The organism is Nocardia pseudovaccinii, assembly GCF_050942345.1.
GTDB lineage: Bacteria > Actinomycetota > Actinomycetes > Mycobacteriales > Mycobacteriaceae > Nocardia > Nocardia pseudovaccinii.
Window position 1 is genome coordinate 2,026,869 of record NZ_CP192074.1, and the last position, 17,940, is coordinate 2,044,808.

Here is a 17,940-nt window from a genome sequence, read left to right on the forward strand (position 1 = left end):
CCGATGCGCAAGGTGGTCTTGCGCAATCTCGCCGCGCACAAGGTGCGACTGGCACTGACCCTGCTCTCGGTGGTGCTCGGAACCGCGTTCATCGCGGGCTCATTCGTCTTCACCGATACCCTCCAGCGGACCTTCGACGGGATCTTCGCCAATCAGGCCAAGGGCGTCGATGTGCGGGTGAGTCCGCAAAAGCAACAGGCACAGGGCATTCCGCTCAGCGTGGTCGACCAGATCTCGAAGATGGACGGGGTGCGGGCGGTCGCGCCGAGCGTCAACGGACCGCTGGTGCTGCTGTATCCGGACGGTAAGAAGGCCGTACAGACCGGTGGTGCACCGACTTTCGGCCAGTCCTACATTCCGCCGGATAAGGCGGTCGCCGAACCGGACAAGTTCGTGCAGGGCGTCCCGCCCGCGCACGAGGGCGAAATCGCACTCAATACCGGCGGCGCCGAACGCGCGGGTCTGCATGTCGGTGACAAGACCAAGGTGCTGGTTCCCTCGCACGGCAACCCGATCGACGTCACGCTCACCGGAATCTACGAGGTCCCTTCGGACACCGGCGGTTTCATCGGTGTGCTGTTCGACGACGCGCAGGCGCGCCAGTTGTTCACCGACGGCTCGCATGTCGCCTATATCGATATCGCGGCTGTCGGTATGCCGGGCGACGACCTGCGCGACAAGATCGCGAACGTGCTGGTGGATTACAAGGTGCAGAACGGCGATCAGGTGCGCGCCGATCTGAAGAAGGAAGTCTCCAACGCGCTCAACTTCATCAATTACTTCCTGCTCGCCTTCGGTGCGATCGCACTGATCGTCGGCACCTTCATCATCTACAACACGTTCTCGATGATCGTGGCCCAGCGGCTGCGTGAGCTGGCGCTGCTGCGTGCGGTCGGTGCGAGTCGACAACAGGTCGGCCGATCCGTGGTGGCGGAGGCGCTGGTCATCGGATTGGTCGGCAGCGCAATCGGTTTGGTGGGCGGCATCGGTCTGGCCTTCGGGCTTTCGGCACTGCTCAATGCGTTCGATCTCGGCCTGCCGACCGGATCGTTGACGGTGCTGCCGCGCACGGTGATCGTCGGACTGCTCGTCGGCCTGCTGGTGACGGTGGTCAGCGCCTACGCGCCCGCGCGTCGCGCCGCCAAGATTCCGCCGGTGGAGGCCATGCGCGAGGAGTTCGCCTCGGCCGGTGAATCACTGCGGCTGCGGACCGGTTTCGGCATTGCGCTGGCCGTCGCGGGTGTCGTGCTAGTGGTGCTCGGTGCGCAGAAGACCGGCGGCCATGCCGCATTGACGGTCGGGATCGGCGCGCTCGGCCTGATCTTCGCGGTACTGCTCGCCGCGCCCGCATTGTCGCGGCCGGTAGTGGGCGGTCTCGGGGTGCTGCTGCGGCCGTTCGGCCCGATCGGCCGGATGTCGCGCAACAATGCCGCGCGCAACCCACGGCGTACTGCCGCAACGGCTTTCGCTCTCACCCTCGGTTTGATGCTGGTGACCGCGATCGGCATGCTCGGCGCATCGGCGAAGGCCAGCGTGAGCGTGCTCGTCGACAAGGGCGTGAAGGCCGACTATGTGCTGGCCGGACCGCAGATGATCGGGGTGCCGCTCGGTGCGGGTGACGCCGTGCGCAAATCGGTGCCGGGGGTGGCCGATGTGGTCGGCCTGCGCGGTGTCACATTCAAGGTCGGCGATGAGCAGCTGGCTGGCACCGAATTCGACGGCTCGCCCGCCAGTGTCATCAACTACGACATGATCAAGGGCACCAATACGCTGGGCGATCACGATGTCATGGTGTCGCAGGACGAGGCCGATAAGCGCGGCTGGAAGGTCGGCGATCAGGTCAGCGTGACGAGCCTGGGGTTCAAGAAGATTCCGGTCCGGGTGGTCGGCATCTACAAGAAGACGCCGCTGCTCGGCCCGCTGGTGGTGTCGCCGGTCATATACGACGAGGTGATGCCGGTCAACTTCCGGACCAACCTGTTCATGTTCGTCAAGGCGCAGCCTGGTGCCGATCTCGCTCAGATGCGCACCGATCTGGAGAATGCGACCGAGCAGTTCGTCGTGGTCCAGGTGCAGGATCGGGAGGAGTTCAAGGGCGCGCAGGGCAAGCAGATCAATACGCTGCTCGCCATCCTGTACGGACTGCTCGCGCTGGCGGTGGTGATCGCGATTCTCGGCATCGTCAATACCCTGGCGCTGTCGGTGGTGGAGCGGCGCCGGGAGATCGGCATGTTGCGCGCGGTCGGCATGCAGCGGGCTCAGGTACGCCGGACCATCTATCTGGAATCCATGCTGATAGCGGTATTCGGCGCGATCGTCGGGATGGTGCTCGGTCTCGGTCTCGGTGTCGGCTTCCTGCGAACCCTGCGTGACCTGGGCATCGATGAGATCGCCGTCCCGTGGAATCAACTGGTGCTGGTGCTCATCAGCTCGGCCGTGGTCGGTGTTCTCGCCGCGCTGTGGCCGGGAATTCGTGCCGCCCGCACCCCACCGCTGGCCGCCATCGCGGACTTGTAGGTCTATTTCGGAAAAATAGCGGGCACTCCGCCGTCGTCGCACCATAGGCGTCGCTCGGCGGAGTGGGCCCGAATTCGACGCAGAGGTCCGCGGCTGAACGCTTCTGGGTCGATCGAGCCGAGGCCGAGGCTCTCCATATCCTCCGGTGCGGCCATCCGGCCGCCCGCGGGTATCCAGTTCGATGGCGGCGGTGATGGCGGTCGCGGTCTCGTCGTGGTTGTCGTGCTGGGTGAGTTCGGTGCGCGCCAGATCGAGTGCGGCTCGGAGACCGGCGCCTCAGGACAGCCCAGCGATGATCGCGGCCGTGGTGCCCGCGGGCAGCCAGCCGCTCGGATTGCCGTGGGTGAGCGCCGCTGTATCAAGGCCGAATTCGAAGATCTGCCCGATGGTCCCGCCGCGGTCGAGTCCACCCGGTGCGACGCGGACGACGGCTGCCCAATTCCCAGTCGATCACTTGTGTCTGTCCGGTCACAGTGTGCTGAGCCTGGCTAACGAGTGATGCTACGTTAAACGGAGGTTGATACTCCGCTTAACCTGTGGGGTTGGATGGGCAAGGAGGCCGCTGGCGATGGTGGCAGTGGGTCTCGGTGGACCGAACGTGGGTTTTTCGCCCGCGGTCGGCGGCATCGCCGAGAAGATGAGGGCGGCGGTGCACGGCCGTGGCGGCGAGGCGGTTCGGCAACTCGCATTGATCACCGTGCTCTATCTGGCCTATCGGGTCGGGCGGATGTTCACCGCCGACGACACCGTGCACGCACTCGGCAATGCCAGGGAAATGCTCGGGCTCGAGGACAAGCTCGGTCTGCCGGAAGAGACCACGGTACAGGCGATATTCCTGCATCGGGATTTCCTCGCTGTTCCGGCCAATTTCTATTACGCCACCGCACATTTCACGGTGGCGGTCGGGGTGCTGTTGTGGCTGTGGGTCTTCCGGCCGGAGCACTATCGGTGGACCCGGAATCTGATGGTGGCATTGACCGGAGCTGCGCTCATGGTGCATGTGTTGATACCGCTCGCACCGCCGCGCATGCTGCCCGAGTACGGTTTTGTCGACCTCGCCGCCATACACGGCCAATCCGTCTATGGCTCACCGGATTCCGGCGGGCTATCGAACCAGTTCGCCGCCATGCCCTCCTTGCATGTGGGGTGGGCCCTGCTGCTGGCCTTCGCCGTGGTTGCAGCGACCCGAAGTTCCTGGCGATGGTTGGCGCTGGCACATCCGGTGCTCACCACGGTGGTCGTGGTCGGGACCGGCAATCACTACTGGCTCGACGCGATCGTCGCGGTGGTGCTGCTCGGCTTGGCAGCGCTGTTGCACCCGCTGGTGGTGCCCGCCACGGCGACAGCGTGGGGTGCGATGGGGCCGGTGGGTGCGCAGCCGGTGCCGACGCGCTGAGTCAACTGGTTCCGGCATTTCGGTTGGCCCAGGTTTGGATATCGCCCCGGTCGAGGGCTAGGGCGAGCAGGTCGGGGAACTTGTCGGGGGTGCAGGCAAAGGCCGGTATGCCGAGGGCGGCGAGCGCGGCGGCGTTGTCGTGGTCGAAGGCGGGAGCGCCGTCGTCGGAGAGGGCGAGCAGGACGACCACCTGGACGCCGGATTCCCGCATGGCGTTGACGCGGCGCAGCATCTCTTCGCGGATACCGCCCTCATAGAGATCGGAGATGAGGACGAACAGGGTGTCCGCGGGGCGGGTGATGAGCGATTGGGAATAGGCGATGGCGCGATTGATATCCGTGCCGCCGCCGAGTTGGGTGCCGAAGAGGACCTCGACCGGATCGGTGAGTTGTTCGGTCAGGTCGACGACCTCGGTATCGAAAACGACCAGGGATGTTTTCAGCGACCGCATGGAGGCCAGGACCGCGCCGAAGACCGAGGCATAGACCACGCTGGAGGCCATCGAACCGGATTGATCGATGGCGAGGACGACATCCCGGCGCACCGCCTGCGCCTTGCGTCCGTAGCCGACCAGGCGTTCGGGCACGACGGTCCGGTGTTCGGGAAGGTAGTTGGCGAGATTCTTGCGAATGGTGCGGTCCCAGTCGATATCCCGCAGCCGAGGTCGGGTGACGCGGGCGGCGCGGTTCAGCGCACCGGATACCGCCGCGACGGTGTGTGCGGCAATGCGCTGTTCGATTTCGCGGACCACCTTCTCGACCACCATTCGCGCTGTCGCCTTGGTGGTTTCGGGCATTACCCGATTCAGGCTCAGCAGGGTGCCGACCAGGTGCACGTCCGGTTCGACCGCTTCGAGGAGTTCCGGTTCCAGTAGGAGCTGGGTCAGATTGAGCCGATCGACGGCATCGCGCTGCATGACCTCGACGATGGTGGACGGGAAGTAGGTGCGGATATCGCCGAGCCAGCGGGCCACCTTCGGTGCGGAGCCGCCGAGTCCGGCCGACCGCTTACCGGAGGTCTGATCGTCGGTGTTGTAGACCGCGCCCAAGGCTCGATCCATGGCCTCGTCGTCCGCGGAACCCAAGCCGCCGAGGGGTTGTTCGGCGGCGGTGCCGAGCACCAGACGCCAACGCCTGGACTGGGTTTCATCGATCGCGTTCATCCGATGTCCGTGGTGTGGAGATCCCCGGCTGCAGCTGGGGGGAGCAGCGGTGTCGAGTTCATGCCCGGCATGGCCGGTGCCGAAAAGGGTCCTGGCGCAGATTGTTTCACTGTTTCACAACCTAACTGTTAATGTGTGAGGCAGGGGGGAGAGGTCGGTGAAGCGGGCGTACAAGTACCGCTTCTATCCGACCGAGCAGCAGGAGCGGGAGCTTGTGCGCACGTTCGGATGTGTCCGCTTGGTCTACAACAAGGCTTTGGAGGCCCGGACTACCGCGTGGTTCACTGAGCAGCGGCGCGTCAACTACAACGAAACCTCCGCGATGCTGACCGCGTGGAAGAAAACCGATGACCTGAAGTTCTTGGGTGAGGTGTCGTGCGTGCCGTTGCAGCAGACGCTGCGGCACCTGCAGGGCGCGTTCGCGAGTTTCTTCGACAAGCGGGCAAAGTATCCGCGTTTCAAGTCGCGGAAGAAGTCCCACTCGTCGGCGGAGTACACGCGGTCGGCGTTCACGTTCCGTGACGGGCAGCTCACCCTCGCGAAGATGGCCGACCCACTGAATATCGTGTGGTGTCGGCCGTTGCCCGAGGGTGCGCAACCCTCCACGGTCACCGTTTCTCGTGACAGCGTGGGCCGCTGGTTCGTGTCGCTGCTCACCGAGACCGTGGTAGCTGAGCATCCGCGTACCGATAGCGCCGTTGGTGTGGATGCCGGGATCACTTCGCTGCTGGCGTTGTCGACCGGTGAGAAGATCACCAATCCCAGGCATCAGGGGCGAGAGCGCGCGCGGCTGGTGAAAGCTCGACGCGCCCTGGCCCGCAAGACCAAAGGGTCGGTCAACCGGGAGAAGGCTCGCCAGAAGGTGGCGCGTATCCACGCCCGTATCACCGACCGCCGCAGAGATCATCTGCATAAACTCAGTACTCGGCTCGTTCGTGAGAACCAAACGATCGTGATCGAGGACCTGCACGTGGCCGGGATGTTGCGCAATCACCGTTTGGCGCGCGCGATCTCCGATGTCTCGTGGTCGGAGTTGCGTTCGATGTTGGTATACAAAGCCGCGTGGTACGGGCGTGAGGTGATCGCGGTGGACCGATGGTTCCCGTCGAGCAAGGTCTGCTCGGCGTGTGGGTCGCTGCACGATGCTATGGGGTTGGATGTGCGGGAGTGGGTGTGCCGGTGCTGCGGTGTGACCCATGATCGCGATATCAACGCTGCGAGGAATATTTTGGCCGCCGGGCTGGCGGTGTCTGCCTGTGGAGGCGGTGTAAGACCAACCCGGCAGTCGTCGGCGCGGCAGTCGTCGGTGAAGCAGGAAACCCGACCTGTGAAGGTTGGATTCCCCCGCCTTTAGGTGCGGGGATGAAGTCAAACCGGCACTCCCAGGATGTCCGCGACCGTGCGCATGGCAATGAGCCCGCGTTCCACATCGAAGGTCATGTCCTCGCCGGGCGATGTACCGGAGCCACCGTCGCGCACCGCCTGGCCGATGGCGCGGCGCTCCCCGGATTCGAATGCGCCGAAGGTGCGGCGCAGCAGCGGCAGGATTTCGACGAACATATCGTCGCCGAGACTGCGGAGCCAATCGTCGATGAGCCGCAACAACTCTCGGTCGTGGACCAGCAGTAGCCCACGACCTCCGAGAAAGCCGTCGATCCAGGCGGCCTTGGCGGCGGCGGTATTGCCGATCGAGAGCGCGGCGGAAAGCCTACGTGCGGAATCGGATTCGTCGATGCGCCCGGCATCGGCGAGCAGTCGGACGGCGCGACCGACCAGGGCACCGTGCACATCGTCACGGTCGGCGAGGCGGTGCAGGGCGGCGAGCCATTCGCCGGTGGCCCAGGCGTTGTCGCGGGTGTGGATGGCGGTGTGCGCGGCGTCGAGCTGGGTGCGGAGTTGTTCGGCGGCGTCGGTATCGAGGCCGGTGACCGCGCCGGGCAGGCCGGCGCAGATCCGCACGAGCAGACCATCCGCGACGTGGGCGAGGGCTTTGGTGTCGGTGCCGCGGACGTCGCCGTAGCGCAGCGTGCGGGTCAGGCCGGGGAGCGCGGCGAGCAGGTGGGTTACGTCGTGGTCGAGTGCCGCGGCCGATTCGAGGCGGGCGATCAGGCCGTTGGTGGCGTCGCCGAGATCGGCGAGCAGCGCGACCTCGAGTGCGGCGGTCAGATCGCCGACGGTGCTGCCCTCGCGGCCCGCGGTGTCGAGGATTTTGGCTGCCGCCGCGGTGCGAATGGTGGTGCCCCAGCGGGAGGCCTCGATGATCGAGACGGCGAATTCCGGTCGCCACCGCAGCGTCCAGGATTCGCGGAAGGTGCCGGTGCTGCGCACTTCGCCGGTTGTCGGTGTGCCCCAGTCGATTCCGAGTACCCGCAGCCGGTGCAGCAGCCGGGAGCGTTCGACCTCGCGCTCCTTGCGCAGGTCGAGATCGAGATTGCGGGACAGGGCTTCCTGCTTCAGCCGCAGCGTCCGGATCCGGGCCCGCAGATCGGCATCCAGCGGGACGGTCGGCGTACCATCGGGTACCGCGCCGAGCGCCTCGCCGACCACCAGTTCGGACGCGACGAGCCGCACCATCGTCTCATCGCCCGCGCACATCACCGACCGCACCGCCTCGGTGACCTCCGACAGCCCGGCCAGCGGCCGGGCCCGCAGCACCGCGAGCGTGTCGGCGAGCCGGACGGATTCGATGATGTGCGCACTGGAGACCGGCAGATCGTGCGTGCGCAACACCCCCGCCACCTTGGTCAGCCAGCGCGCGATCGGCTGCTCGGTTTCGGTGAACAAGTGGTGATACCAGCCCGGCGAGGTGATTCCGGCGCCGTATCCGGAGGTCGTCGCCAGCCGGGAATGCGTCCACGGCACCCAAGTCACCGTCGCCTTCACCTTGGGAAGCCCCTTGAGCAACTTGGCATCCGCCGTCGCAGGCCCCAACTTCCCCGCCAACGCCGGTGCGTGCCACGCCCCACACACCACCGCAAGCCGCCGCGCCCCCTCCTTCAACGCCTTCCGCATCGTCTGCCGCATATACGCCTCACGCCGCAATGTGTGCGCGTCGATCCCGATGTGTTGGCGCTCAACGTCTTCGAACGTGATCGCCTCGTCGACAGTGTCACCGGTCGGCGAGTTGGCCGACTCATCATGTGCGGCGAGCCGGGTTTGGTCGTCGGGCTCGAGTGCCTTGCTGCTCGGGGCACCACCCGCCGGAATGCCGGGTATCTCGTGCGGTTGTCGGCCGGGTGAAGGCGATTCGGCTGTGTTCGTGGCAGGTTCGATCGCGAACATGCCTCGTTCAGCGGCTTCTCGTAGTGCGCCCATTGCCTCGGTGATCGCTTCGAAGGCGTCGGCGTCGGCGACGGATTCGACCACGGCGTCCCACCAGCGCTCGGCATCGTCATAGCCTGCGGCGGCAGCCAATTCGGCGAGTGGGTCGATGCGGTCGCCCGGTTCGTCTTCGGTAGCGAGAACGGTGGTCGCGGGAAGGTCGCAGAACCTGGCAGGCACTGCGTGTTCCGCCGCATATCGCAGCGCCTGCCATTCGGGGGAGAACACCGCGTACGGCCAGAATGCGGCCTTGGCGGGCTGGTCCGGCACATAGGCCAGCATCGCGACGGGTGGCGACATTCCCTCGGCCGCAACGTATCCGGTCAATGGGTCGGCATCGGCCGGACCCTCGATCAGGATCGCGTCGGGGCGGAACTGCTCGAGCGCGGTGCGCAAAGATCTTGCCGAACCCGGGCCGTGGTGTCGGATGCCGAATACGCGGGTCACCGGACCGCCCTGGGCGGCGTTCTGCTGGTCGTCGGCTGTGTTTGTCTTGCTCACCGTGTCACTCCCGGTTGAACATGCGGTGTGGTCGGATCAGTCGGCGGTGCCGCCTCATCCGTGGACCTCGCGGCAAGCGCGGTAGAAGTCGGACCATTCGGGGCGTTCGCGGACAACGGCTTCCAGATATTCGGTCCAGATGACGGCGTCGGCCACCGGGTCCTTGATGACCGAGCCGAGGACCGCGCCCGCGATATCGGACGCGCGCAAGGTGCCGTCGCCGAAGTGTGCCGACAGGGCGATGCCATTGGTGATCACCGAGATCGCTTCGGCGGTGGACAGGGTGCCCGAGGGCGTCTTGAGTTTGGTGCGGCCGTCGGCGGTCATGCCGGAACGCAGCTCGCGGAAGACGCGCACGACCCGGCGTACTTCCTCGGCCGCGGCCGGAACCGCCGGAAGTTCGAGCGCGGAGCCGAGTTGTTCGACGCGGCGGGTCACGATGGCGACCTCCTCGTCCTCACTGGCGGGCAGCGGCAGCACAACGGTATTGAAGCGGCGACGCAGAGCCGAGGACAGATCGTTGACGCCGCGGTCGCGGTCATTGGCGGTGGCAATGACATTGAAGCCCTTGGCGGCCTGCACCTCCATCCCGAGTTCCGGTACCGGCAGGGTCTTCTCGGACAGCACGGTGATCAGCGCGTCCTGCACATCGGACGGAATGCGGGTGAGCTCCTCGATCCGGGCGATGGCGCCGCGACGCATCGCGGTCATGACCGGCGACGGTACCAGCGCCCCCTCGCTCGGCCCCTCCGCGAGCAGCCGCGCATAGTTCCAGCCGTAGCGGATCGCCTCTTCGGCGGTACCCGAGGTGCCCTGTACGAGCAGCGTCGACGCACCGCTGATCGCGGCCGAAAGATGTTCCGACACCCAGGTTTTCGCGGTGCCGGGCACGCCGAGCAGCAGCAGCGCCCGATCGGTCGCCAGCGTCGCGACCGCCACCTCCATCAGCCGTCGCGGCCCGACGTACTTGGGGCTGATCACGGTGCCGTCGTCGAGCGTGCCACCGAGCAGATAGGTGACCACCGCCCACGGCGACAGTTGCCACGACGGCGGCCGCGGCCGATCATCGATCGCGGCCAGTGCCCGCAGTTCCTCGGCATAAGCCTGTTCGGCGTGCGGACGCAGCAGCTCCGGCTTCGCATCGGTAGTGGTCACTGCAACTCCTCGAGCATCATCGAGCGGTGGTTGAGGTCATGGGCGAGCTGATCGAAGGCTCGCTCCCAATTGAGATCGGTGCATCGGCGCGCCACCGCGGTGGCGGTCCGCGCCGCGGTGACGGGCAGGTGCACGGCCGCCGCGGACAGCAGCGACCGATGCGCGCTCGGACCGGTGCCATGCGCTTCGGGACGTTTGGCCGCGGCACGTGCGCGTTCGAACAACAACAGCATCAGGTGTTGGGCAAGGGGTTCCGGCCACGGATGGCCCATGGCTGGCAGCAGCGCCTCGAACTCGGAGAGCCACGCGCCGTCCAATTGCAGCAGATGCCGGGTGCGATCGGGCAGCGGCAGCAGCGCGAACAATTCGCGGCGCCGAAGCATGGCCAGATCGGTCGGCACCCCGGCGTCGAACAGCGCCCGCGCCCAGGCCGAATCATGTTGGGCCAGTGCGGCATCCACCCAACCGTCGAACAGTGGCTGCCGGAACCGCTCACTGATCTTGGCCCGGGTGGCCTTATCCGGTGCGCCGAGTTCGGATGCCCAGTGCGTCAGCGGTGTCGCCGCGACGAGTTGCCGCAGCCGACCCGCGCGCAGGTCCGGTGCACCCTCCCAGCGATAGGTGAACTCCACCGTGCGGTCGTTGATGCCGTCCCTGCGATCGGCATCGTCGAGCTCCTCCGGAATGCGGACGACCAGATTCGGATGCAGCAGCAGATGTTCGACCGTGACCCATGTGCTCGCGCGGCGGGTCATGCGCTGTGTGAATGCCGAATCCGGCAGCAGCGGTAGCAGTCCGGCCGCGACTCGCCGGACATCCGATCGTCGATCGTCCAACGCCGTCTCGAGCAGCGGTTCGTCATCGGCCGAAATCCCATCGGCGAGTATGGCCAAGAGTTCGGCCTTCAACGGGCCGGATTCCTTCGGCCACGACGCGGTCAGCGCCGCACGTGCGGCTTCGGCATCGCGTCGGCGTAGTTCGGCGAGCCATTCGCGACGCTCGGACGGTTGGCCGAACTGCCAGCTCTGCTCCGTCGGCGCATCGGAGGGCCCTTGCCACACCAGGTCGCGCCAGTCCGGATGCTGGTCGGCCAGCCAGCGGCCACGGGTTCCCGCCAGACGCAAAAGTGGTTCGCGCAGTTCGGTATTCGCCTTCGCCTGCTCGAGCAGTAGCGCGCACAGTGCATCCGGGGCGCGATAGTCGAATGGTGCTGCGGCCGTGAACCATTCGGGCAGGAAGTGGGACCGGTCCCGCACCATGCGGGCGAGTCGGGATGCCGCGGCGCGGGGCAGGAGTCGCCGCGCGTCGTCCACAGCGGGTTCGGACTTGGTCGCCGCACTGACGGAGACGCCAGCACGCGCGAAAGCGCCACGCAGCGCGGCGGATTCGAGAAGCACGAGTGCGGGATCGGTGCGCAACCGGGTCGCCGCGGCGGCCACCGGAGCCTCGAGCCGCGCGGGATCCGCTGCCCTGCGGGCCGTGCCGAGCAGCGCCACCGAGGTCAGCTCCTCCGACACCGGCGCGGCAGGCGTATTCGACGTCGCACGCGCGCCGAACTCCGCACTGTCGACATCGACGACCTCGCCAGCGGTGAACACCGAGATCGGCACCAATCCGGCCACACCCCACTCGGCGGCCAGCGTCACCGGATGCCCACCGGAAACCCCGAGCAGTCGCCACGGCTGCTCGGTAGCCGCGACCGGCAGTGCGGTACCGTCGGATTCGGCTATGTACCAGCCATTTTCGGTCCACACCGGCACGACATCGGTGAGCAGCAGCGGCCGGAATCGCAACCACGGATCGCCCGCGAGTGCCTCGGCATGCTCGGTCAACACGGCGGCGATCGTCCCGTCGGCAACCGGCAGGGTGGTGAACGGTTCGGCCGCACCGTGCCGTTCGCCCCAGAGCGCCCGCAGCGGCGCGCCACCCGGGTAATAGTGCAGATCCGCTTCGGCCATCATGCCGGGCAGCGGAACCTCCGCCGAGAAGCTCGGCGTACCGAAGGAGTGCTCGAGCAACAGTGCCCAGCGTCGATTCCGCCTGCCGTACAACCATGTTCGGCGCGTGTAGAGCCGCTCCTCCTCGCTGGTCCGGATGCCGAGTACCTGCCACTGATCCCGGACCGCGGGTTCGGCGCGCACGGATTCGGCAGGTGTCGGATAGCCGATATGGGTGCGGACGCAGGCCCGCAGCTCCGGCGACAATTCGTCGAGCCGACGGTGCGCGGCGATCAGCAGATGCAGCCTCGCGTATTCGGCGAGTACGACCTCTGGCCAGTCCGCCCTGGTCACCACAGTGGTCGGCAGTTGGCGCAACGTGGCGGCGACGCCGGGGGCCTGCGCGTCGACCATCCGGGCCGCGATCGTTTCGAACGCACGAAACGAGCGGTCGGTCTGAGCCAGCCCGGTGCGCACCTGATCGCCGAGCCAGATATCCAGGTCCTCCAGTCCCGCCGTCACCCGGACCCGCCGCTGTTCGGCGGTCGCCGGGTTGGCCGTGCGGGCCTGCGGGCCGGTGGCGGGCTCGGCCGCGCGGACCGCGCGGGCGTCGATCCATTCCGCCGCGAAGTCCGCGATCGGTGCTTCGGCGACCGCGCCCCCCGACCAGGCGAGCAAGAGCGACAATGCGTGCTTGCACGGAAACTTGCGGCTCGGACACGAGCACTTGTATGCCGGACCCGCCAGAGCCACGACTGTCTGATACGGCTTGGCGCCGCTGCCCTGACACAGACCCCACAGCGCGGTGTCCGACTGTCCGGTGTCGCGCCAGCGCCCGGCGAGCTTGCGCGCGGCGGATAGCGAGCTCGCATCGGGTGCGAGCGCGCTGACCTGTTCCTCGGTCCACGGCGCGGTCATAGGTATGGCTCCCGCCTGGCTCATCCGGCGGCTCCGGATCGACTGTATGTCATGTCTTCCCCCATTGCTCGGTTGCCGAATTTCTACCGCAGCCCACCGACAAGTTAGGTGGTGAGGGGCCATTTTTCTGGAATACGCTGCGCGGACGACAGATTCGGCAAGGAAAGTATCTTGCGCTGGTTGTCCGATTCTGGCATTCTGTCCTGTTCGGCTCCGACCGAGCCACCCAAATCGGGTGACACACCATCGAGCTGCCCGCCGGGGTTGGCGAGGGGTGGACATCGAGCGGGGCCCAGCCTGTTCGATGGCCATACCATCCCCGCGGGCAGATTCGCATTTCCCCTTCCGACCGCGCGAAACGGTACCGCTGTGGGCGAATTCGACGCCATCGGGTAGCGTCTCGTTCAGCTTTCAACAGTGATACCCGTGCGGGGTTGGAGGACGTGCCGCGGTTCGTGGTCTAGGGGGTTTACGCATGCGTACAGATCCCGAAACCGATACTGCGACGGTGCCGCGCCTGACCGAAGTGGTATCCCGGCGGCTCGCAGCGGATCCCGCGGTCACCCCCGATGTCGCACACACCGTGCTCCGCGCCCTCGGCGGCGGCGAGTCCGATGATCTGACAACCGAATTCGACGGCTCCGGCATCTTCCTGCGGGCGATCCGGGTGCGCGGCTTCCGCGGCATCGGGCCCGAGGCGACACTGCGGTTGCCGCCGGGGCCGGGTCTCACATTGGTGGTGGGCCGCAACGGAAGTGGTAAGTCGAGCTTCGCCGAGGCCGCCGAGCTGGTGCTCACCGGCAGTAATCGCCGCTGGGACGGCCGGTCGGCGGCATGGCGCGAGGGCTGGCGGAATCTGCACGATGGCGGCTCGGCGCGCATCGAACTCGAATTGCTCACCACCGGAGCCGATCCCGAGCTGACCATCGCCAAAGAATGGTCACCGCAGGCGGATCTGGGGCAGGCGCACTGGACCGAGCAGCGATCCGGCACCGCGTCAACGGATTTCGACGGCAATCGCTGGGCCGGTCTGCTGGAGTTGTATCGTCCCTTCCTGTCCTATAGCGAACTCGGCGCACTCGTCGATGGCAAACCGAGCGATCTGTTCGACGCGCTGCACCGGCTGCTCGGCCTCGACGAATTGACCGTGGCGCAAGAGCGGATTCGCACCCGCCGACTGGAACTCGAACGCGCCGTGCGGGATTCGCGCCAGGAACGCATCGAACTGGTGGCCGCGCTCGGTGCGGTGGCCGACGACCGTGCGGCGCGGATGGCCGCCCTACTGCGCCCGGACCGCCCCGATCTCAGGGCCGTCGGTCGCGAAATACTCGGCACGGCAGAAAATCCGGTCGGGCCGGATGGGCTGCGGGCAATCGTGCGGCTGGTGTTGCCATCGGGTGCCGAAGTGGAAGCGATCGCCGCTCGCCTCGAAGAGTGCCGTACGGTGCTCGCGCGCGATTCGACCGCCGATGCCGAGGCCGATCTGCGGGTGCTGGAATTGCTGCGGCGGGCGCGCGATCATGTCGGTGCCAGCGGGGAATGTGCGTGTCCGGTCTGTGGGCGTGGGGAATTGGACGCGACGTGGTTGCGCGGTGCGGACGCCTCGATTGCCGAGCTGACCTCCCGAGTCGACGCACTCGCGAGCGCGCGGGCCGCATTGCGACAGGCCGTCCGCGACGCCCGCGCACTCCCGGAACATATCCCCCCGGAACTCGATTTCGATCCGCGCAATCCGCCCACCGTCGACACCACCGCGGTGCGTCGCGCCTGGACGGACTGGGCGGCGCTGACCGGCGCCGATTACTCGACCGACCTGCCCGATCGGCTGCGCGGTGCGCACACGCGCCTGGTCGACGAACTCGAGTTGCTGCAACAGGGCACTCGCAAAGAACTGAACCGCCTCGACGAGGTGTGGGCGCCGCTGGTGCCCCGCATCAGCGGCTGGCTGGAGGGTGCCCGCGCGATCATCGCGAACGGCAGCGAACTGCGCACACTCAAGCGTGCCGAGGATTGGCTCAAATCCGCGACGGCCGGATTGCGCGGGGAGCGGATGGCGCCGCTGGAGACCACGGCGCGCTGGGTCTGGCGCACACTGCGTCAGCAGAGCAATGTCGAACTCGGTGCGATTCGGTTGCAGGGCAATGCCGGAACCGCGCGGCGGGTGCTCCTCGATGTCACCGTCGACGAAGTGGACGGCGCCGCGCTCGGGGTGATGAGTCAGGGGGAGTTGCACGCCCTCGGGCTTTCGCTGTTCCTGCCGCGAGCGACGGTGGAGGACAGTCCTTTTCGCTTCGTCATGATCGATGACCCGGTACAGGCCATGGATCCGGCCAAGGTGGACGGACTGGCCAGGGTGCTCGAGGTCATGGCATGGACGCGGCAGGTCATCGTCTTCACCCATGACGAGCGGCTGGCCGAGGCGGTGCGGCGCATGCAACTGGACGCCAGCGTGCTCGAAGTGCAGCGCCGCGAGCGCTCGGTGGTGGAAGTGCGGGTATCCAGCGACCCGATCCGCCGCTACCTCGACGACGCCCGCTCCCTGGTCCGCACCCCCCAACTCCCCCCGGCGATCGCCGACGAACTGGTGGCCACCTGTTGCCGCTCCGCCGTGGAAGCGGCCAGCCTGGCCAGAGCCAGGCGCAATCTGCTCGCCGACGGCATGGACCACCGCGACGTCGAACGCTACATCGAAGGCGCACAAACAACTCGCGCAATGGTCGCGCTCGCGGTCATGGGGATCGGCGGCCGAGTAGACGACCTCAACAAACATCTCGCCCGCGAGGGCAAATGGGTCGTCGATGCCCTGCGCGACGCCACCGCAGGAGCCCACGTCCCGATCGGCCGCAGCATGCGCGACCTGATCGCGGACACCGAAAAGTTCGTCGGCTGGCTACGCCGATGAACGAGTGCTGCGCATCGGTGCCTCGGGGGTGGCGGTGAGTGCGGCGCGTGATGACGCGGGCACGTCGGACGACGGTCGGGCGCGAGATAGTGATCCATCGGGTGACGCGGGGTCGCAAGGTGTCGAGGGTCGGCAAGACGGTGCCGGTCGGAAGGAGGATGGCGGCTCGCGGGGGAAGTCGGGTGGAAAGGACTGGGCGGGAAGGCGAGCCGGGGTGCCGGACGAATCGAGTGGGAAGAACGGCGCGGCTCGGCAGGGCCGTACGACTCGGCGGGGTGAGCGGGCTCGGCAGCAGAAGGTGGGTGGGGCGGGGCGGCGAGGGGGCGCGCGCAAGCAGGGGGTGGCGGGAAAACCACATCCGCCGCGGCCGACGGTGGCCGAGCGGTTCGATGCGGTGGATCGGCTGCTCGACGGGTCGGTGACCGATGCCGATGGGCTGTGGTCGCGGGCGACGGTGTGGATTCTGCGGCTCGCGCTCGAACAATCCGTCGACGAGTTGTGGTTGCAGGTGGCACCGGAATTGGCGCGCTGCCCAATGCGCGCCCAACTGCTCGCCCTGCGCGTATTCGCGGGCGACGCCACCGCCGCGCAGGTCGCGACGGTATGGGCAGCCCTGTCCCGCGCCGCCCACCACCACGATTACGAACTCGCCCCGAGCGTCACCGAACTGCGCCGCTGGCGCGAGCAGACCGCGGCCATCGCCACCTCGCTCGCCACAGCCGCCACCCGTTGGATCGATCGAGAAGTCAGGACTGACTGAACAGTCCGATGACACCGGCCAGCAGCGAAAGGCCCTCCGAGGCAATGGCGGAACCGGTTCCCAACATGTTCAACACATTCAGCAGTCCCACGGCGGGCTCCTTGATTCGGTGTCGACACTTCCGCTTATCCACACCGTGATTCGTCGCCCCGGAGTTGCCGGATCGCCTACGTCAGTAAACCTTTACGTAACACTCCGCGCGACACGCCATTAAACCAAACACATTCGTGCCCCCAGCTCCCTCGAACGCACGGATCAAGATCAGGTGGAATCTGCGCGGGCATCGCACGAGTAGCCCCTCCACCAGCGCCACCTGATCTTGATCAAGGGCCCCGGAGCGCGCAGTGATCCGCACGGCGAGCAAGATTCGTAGTCATGGACGACGCGCAGCCGTGCCCGTGTAAGCGTGGGGAGCCGTTCGGCGAATGCTGTGGACCGGTGCTGGCGGGGGAGCGGTCCGCGGCGACGGCCGAGGCGCTGATGCGTTCGCGCTACACCGCATTCGCGGTCGGTGATACCGAATACCTGCTGCGGTCCTGGCATCCGCGCACCCGACCGCAGACGCTCGACCTGGATTCGGACCAGCGCTGGCTGTTCCTGGAGATCGTGCGCACCGAGCGCGGTGGACCGTTCGACGACACCGGCACCGTGGAATTCATCGCCCACTACAAGGCCGAAGGCCGACGTGGATCTCTGCACGAGGTCAGCACATTCGCCCGGGTGGACGGGGCTTGGGTCTACCTCGACGGCATCATCGAACCGTGACCGGTAGCGTGCCACCCATGCCACGTGTCGCGATCGAATACTGCACGCAATGCCGCTGGTTGCTGCGCGCGAGCTGGATGGCACAGGAATTGCTGAGCACCTTCGCCACCGAACTCGGTGAGGTGGCGCTGATCCCCGGCACGGGCGGCGTGTTCCGCGTCACCATCGACGGCGACCAGATCTGGGAGCGCAAGGCGGACGGCGGATTCCCGGATATCGCCGTACTCAAGCAGCGCGTGCGCGACCGCGTCGCACCGGACCGTGACCTCGGCCACGTCGACAAGCGAGACCGACCCGACCCAGCGTGATATCGACCACGCCGATCACCGCGCCGGATTCAGGAGCAGCAGCCACCACCGCAGCACCCGCCACCGGCGGGCCGCGGCGCGGGCGCGGGTGACGCTGCGCCGCCGCCGCCGCCCCTGCTGACCGTGGCAAATGTGGTCAGCAGCTTGACGGTGTCATCGTGGCCGTTCGGGCAGGCCGCCGGATTCGACGCCTCCGCCATCGGACGGTTGACCTCGAAAGTGTCGCCACAGCTGCGGCACCGGAAGCTATAACTCGGCATCGGCCCAGCGTAGCGCCAAGGGGGAGAGGTGCGTCCCA

Annotated in this window: 12 protein-coding genes and 1 pseudogene; 7 read left to right on the plus strand and 6 right to left on the minus strand. The window is 67.0% G+C overall.

What is annotated here, in order from left to right; translation table 11 throughout:
• Nucleotides 1-3: 3 nt before the first annotated feature.
• The gene (locus ACQPZ2_RS09160) at nt 4-2,517 is read left to right on the plus strand and encodes an ABC transporter permease (RefSeq protein WP_433527369.1); all 2,514 of its coding nucleotides are present in this window, start codon (nt 4-6) and stop codon (nt 2,515-2,517) included.
• Nucleotides 2,518-2,793: 276 nt separating this feature from the next.
• Here ACQPZ2_RS09160 and ACQPZ2_RS09165 read toward each other — a convergent pair.
• A pseudogene (locus ACQPZ2_RS09165) lies at nt 2,794-2,952 on the minus strand (ADP-ribosylglycohydrolase family protein); the annotation flags it as partial.
• Nucleotides 2,953-3,085: 133 nt separating this feature from the next.
• On the opposite strand from ACQPZ2_RS09165, the gene ACQPZ2_RS09170 reads away from it, so the two are divergent.
• Nucleotides 3,086-3,913, plus strand: coding sequence for a phosphatase PAP2 family protein (locus ACQPZ2_RS09170; RefSeq protein WP_433525155.1), 828 nt, complete (start codon nt 3,086-3,088; stop codon nt 3,911-3,913).
• A gap of 1 nt (nt 3,914) precedes the next feature.
• On the opposite strand, the gene ACQPZ2_RS09175 is transcribed toward ACQPZ2_RS09170, so the two are convergent.
• The gene (locus tag ACQPZ2_RS09175; RefSeq protein ID WP_433525156.1) at nt 3,915-5,075 is read right to left on the minus strand and encodes a VWA domain-containing protein; all 1,161 of its coding nucleotides are present in this window, start codon (nt 5,073-5,075) and stop codon (nt 3,915-3,917) included.
• A 157-nt stretch (nt 5,076-5,232) separates the two neighbouring features.
• Here ACQPZ2_RS09175 and ACQPZ2_RS09180 point away from each other — a divergent pair, with 157 nt between their 5' ends.
• The gene (locus ACQPZ2_RS09180) at nt 5,233-6,429 is read left to right on the plus strand and encodes an RNA-guided endonuclease InsQ/TnpB family protein (RefSeq protein WP_433525157.1); all 1,197 of its coding nucleotides are present in this window, start codon (nt 5,233-5,235) and stop codon (nt 6,427-6,429) included.
• Nucleotides 6,430-6,443: 14 nt separating this feature from the next.
• Here the strand turns inward: ACQPZ2_RS09180 and ACQPZ2_RS09185 are convergent, their stop codons facing one another.
• From ACQPZ2_RS09185 to ACQPZ2_RS09195, 3 genes are read right to left on the minus strand one after another with little or no spacing between them, the layout of a single operon-like run.
• Entirely contained in the window at nt 6,444-8,897 is a 2,454-nt protein-coding gene (locus ACQPZ2_RS09185) for a DUF5682 family protein (protein ID WP_433525158.1), read from the minus strand.
• A 54-nt stretch (nt 8,898-8,951) separates the two neighbouring features.
• Nucleotides 8,952-10,052 carry an ATP-binding protein gene (locus ACQPZ2_RS09190; protein ID WP_433525159.1) on the minus strand — a complete coding sequence of 367 codons (1,101 nt, stop codon included), beginning with the start codon at nt 10,050-10,052 and terminating at the stop codon, nt 8,952-8,954.
• Nucleotides 10,049-12,907 carry a DUF5691 domain-containing protein gene (locus ACQPZ2_RS09195; RefSeq protein ID WP_433525160.1) on the minus strand — a complete coding sequence of 953 codons (2,859 nt, stop codon included), beginning with the start codon at nt 12,905-12,907 and terminating at the stop codon, nt 10,049-10,051. The genes ACQPZ2_RS09190 and ACQPZ2_RS09195 overlap by 4 nt, the downstream gene beginning before the upstream one ends.
• 475 nt (nt 12,908-13,382) lie before the next feature.
• On the opposite strand from ACQPZ2_RS09195, the gene ACQPZ2_RS09200 reads away from it, so the two are divergent.
• The 4 genes from ACQPZ2_RS09200 to ACQPZ2_RS09215 all read left to right on the plus strand — a co-directional run bounded on the left by ACQPZ2_RS09200 (nt 13,383) and on the right by ACQPZ2_RS09215 (nt 17,642).
• Nucleotides 13,383-15,809: an AAA family ATPase gene (locus tag ACQPZ2_RS09200; protein ID WP_433525161.1), complete on the plus strand. Its 2,427-nt coding sequence runs from the start codon at nt 13,383-13,385 to the stop codon at nt 15,807-15,809.
• Between the two features lie 214 nt (nt 15,810-16,023).
• Nucleotides 16,024-16,569, plus strand: a complete 546-nt coding sequence (locus ACQPZ2_RS09205; protein ID WP_433525162.1) for a hypothetical protein — start codon at nt 16,024-16,026, stop codon at nt 16,567-16,569.
• Between the two features lie 375 nt (nt 16,570-16,944).
• Nucleotides 16,945-17,334, plus strand: coding sequence for a YchJ family protein (locus tag ACQPZ2_RS09210; RefSeq protein WP_433525163.1), 390 nt, complete (start codon nt 16,945-16,947; stop codon nt 17,332-17,334).
• A 17-nt stretch (nt 17,335-17,351) separates the two neighbouring features.
• Nucleotides 17,352-17,642, plus strand: coding sequence for a SelT/SelW/SelH family protein (locus ACQPZ2_RS09215; RefSeq protein WP_433525164.1), 291 nt, complete (start codon nt 17,352-17,354; stop codon nt 17,640-17,642).
• Nucleotides 17,643-17,671: 29 nt separating this feature from the next.
• On the opposite strand, the gene ACQPZ2_RS09220 is transcribed toward ACQPZ2_RS09215, so the two are convergent.
• Nucleotides 17,672-17,902, minus strand: a complete 231-nt coding sequence (locus tag ACQPZ2_RS09220) for an FmdB family zinc ribbon protein (RefSeq protein ID WP_433525165.1) — start codon at nt 17,900-17,902, stop codon at nt 17,672-17,674.
• Nucleotides 17,903-17,940 lie beyond the last annotated feature (38 nt).

What these genes read in the sequence shown, in the direction of transcription:
- ACQPZ2_RS09195 (WP_433525160.1), bottom strand. Translation starts at nt 12,907, where the DNA reads ATGACCGCGCCGTGGACCGAGGAACAGGTCAGCGCGCTCGCACCCGAT.
- ACQPZ2_RS09200 (WP_433525161.1), top strand. Translation starts at nt 13,383, where the DNA reads ATGCGTACAGATCCCGAAACCGATACTGCGACGGTGCCGCGCCTGACC.
- ACQPZ2_RS09175 (WP_433525156.1), bottom strand. Translation starts at nt 5,075, where the DNA reads ATGAACGCGATCGATGAAACCCAGTCCAGGCGTTGGCGTCTGGTGCTC.
- ACQPZ2_RS09160 (WP_433527369.1), top strand. Translation starts at nt 4, where the DNA reads ATGCGCAAGGTGGTCTTGCGCAATCTCGCCGCGCACAAGGTGCGACTG.
- ACQPZ2_RS09170 (WP_433525155.1), top strand. Translation starts at nt 3,086, where the DNA reads ATGGTGGCAGTGGGTCTCGGTGGACCGAACGTGGGTTTTTCGCCCGCG.
- ACQPZ2_RS09215 (WP_433525164.1), top strand. Translation starts at nt 17,352, where the DNA reads ATGCCACGTGTCGCGATCGAATACTGCACGCAATGCCGCTGGTTGCTG.
- ACQPZ2_RS09220 (WP_433525165.1), bottom strand. Translation starts at nt 17,902, where the DNA reads ATGCCGAGTTATAGCTTCCGGTGCCGCAGCTGTGGCGACACTTTCGAG.
- ACQPZ2_RS09210 (WP_433525163.1), top strand. Translation starts at nt 16,945, where the DNA reads ATGGACGACGCGCAGCCGTGCCCGTGTAAGCGTGGGGAGCCGTTCGGC.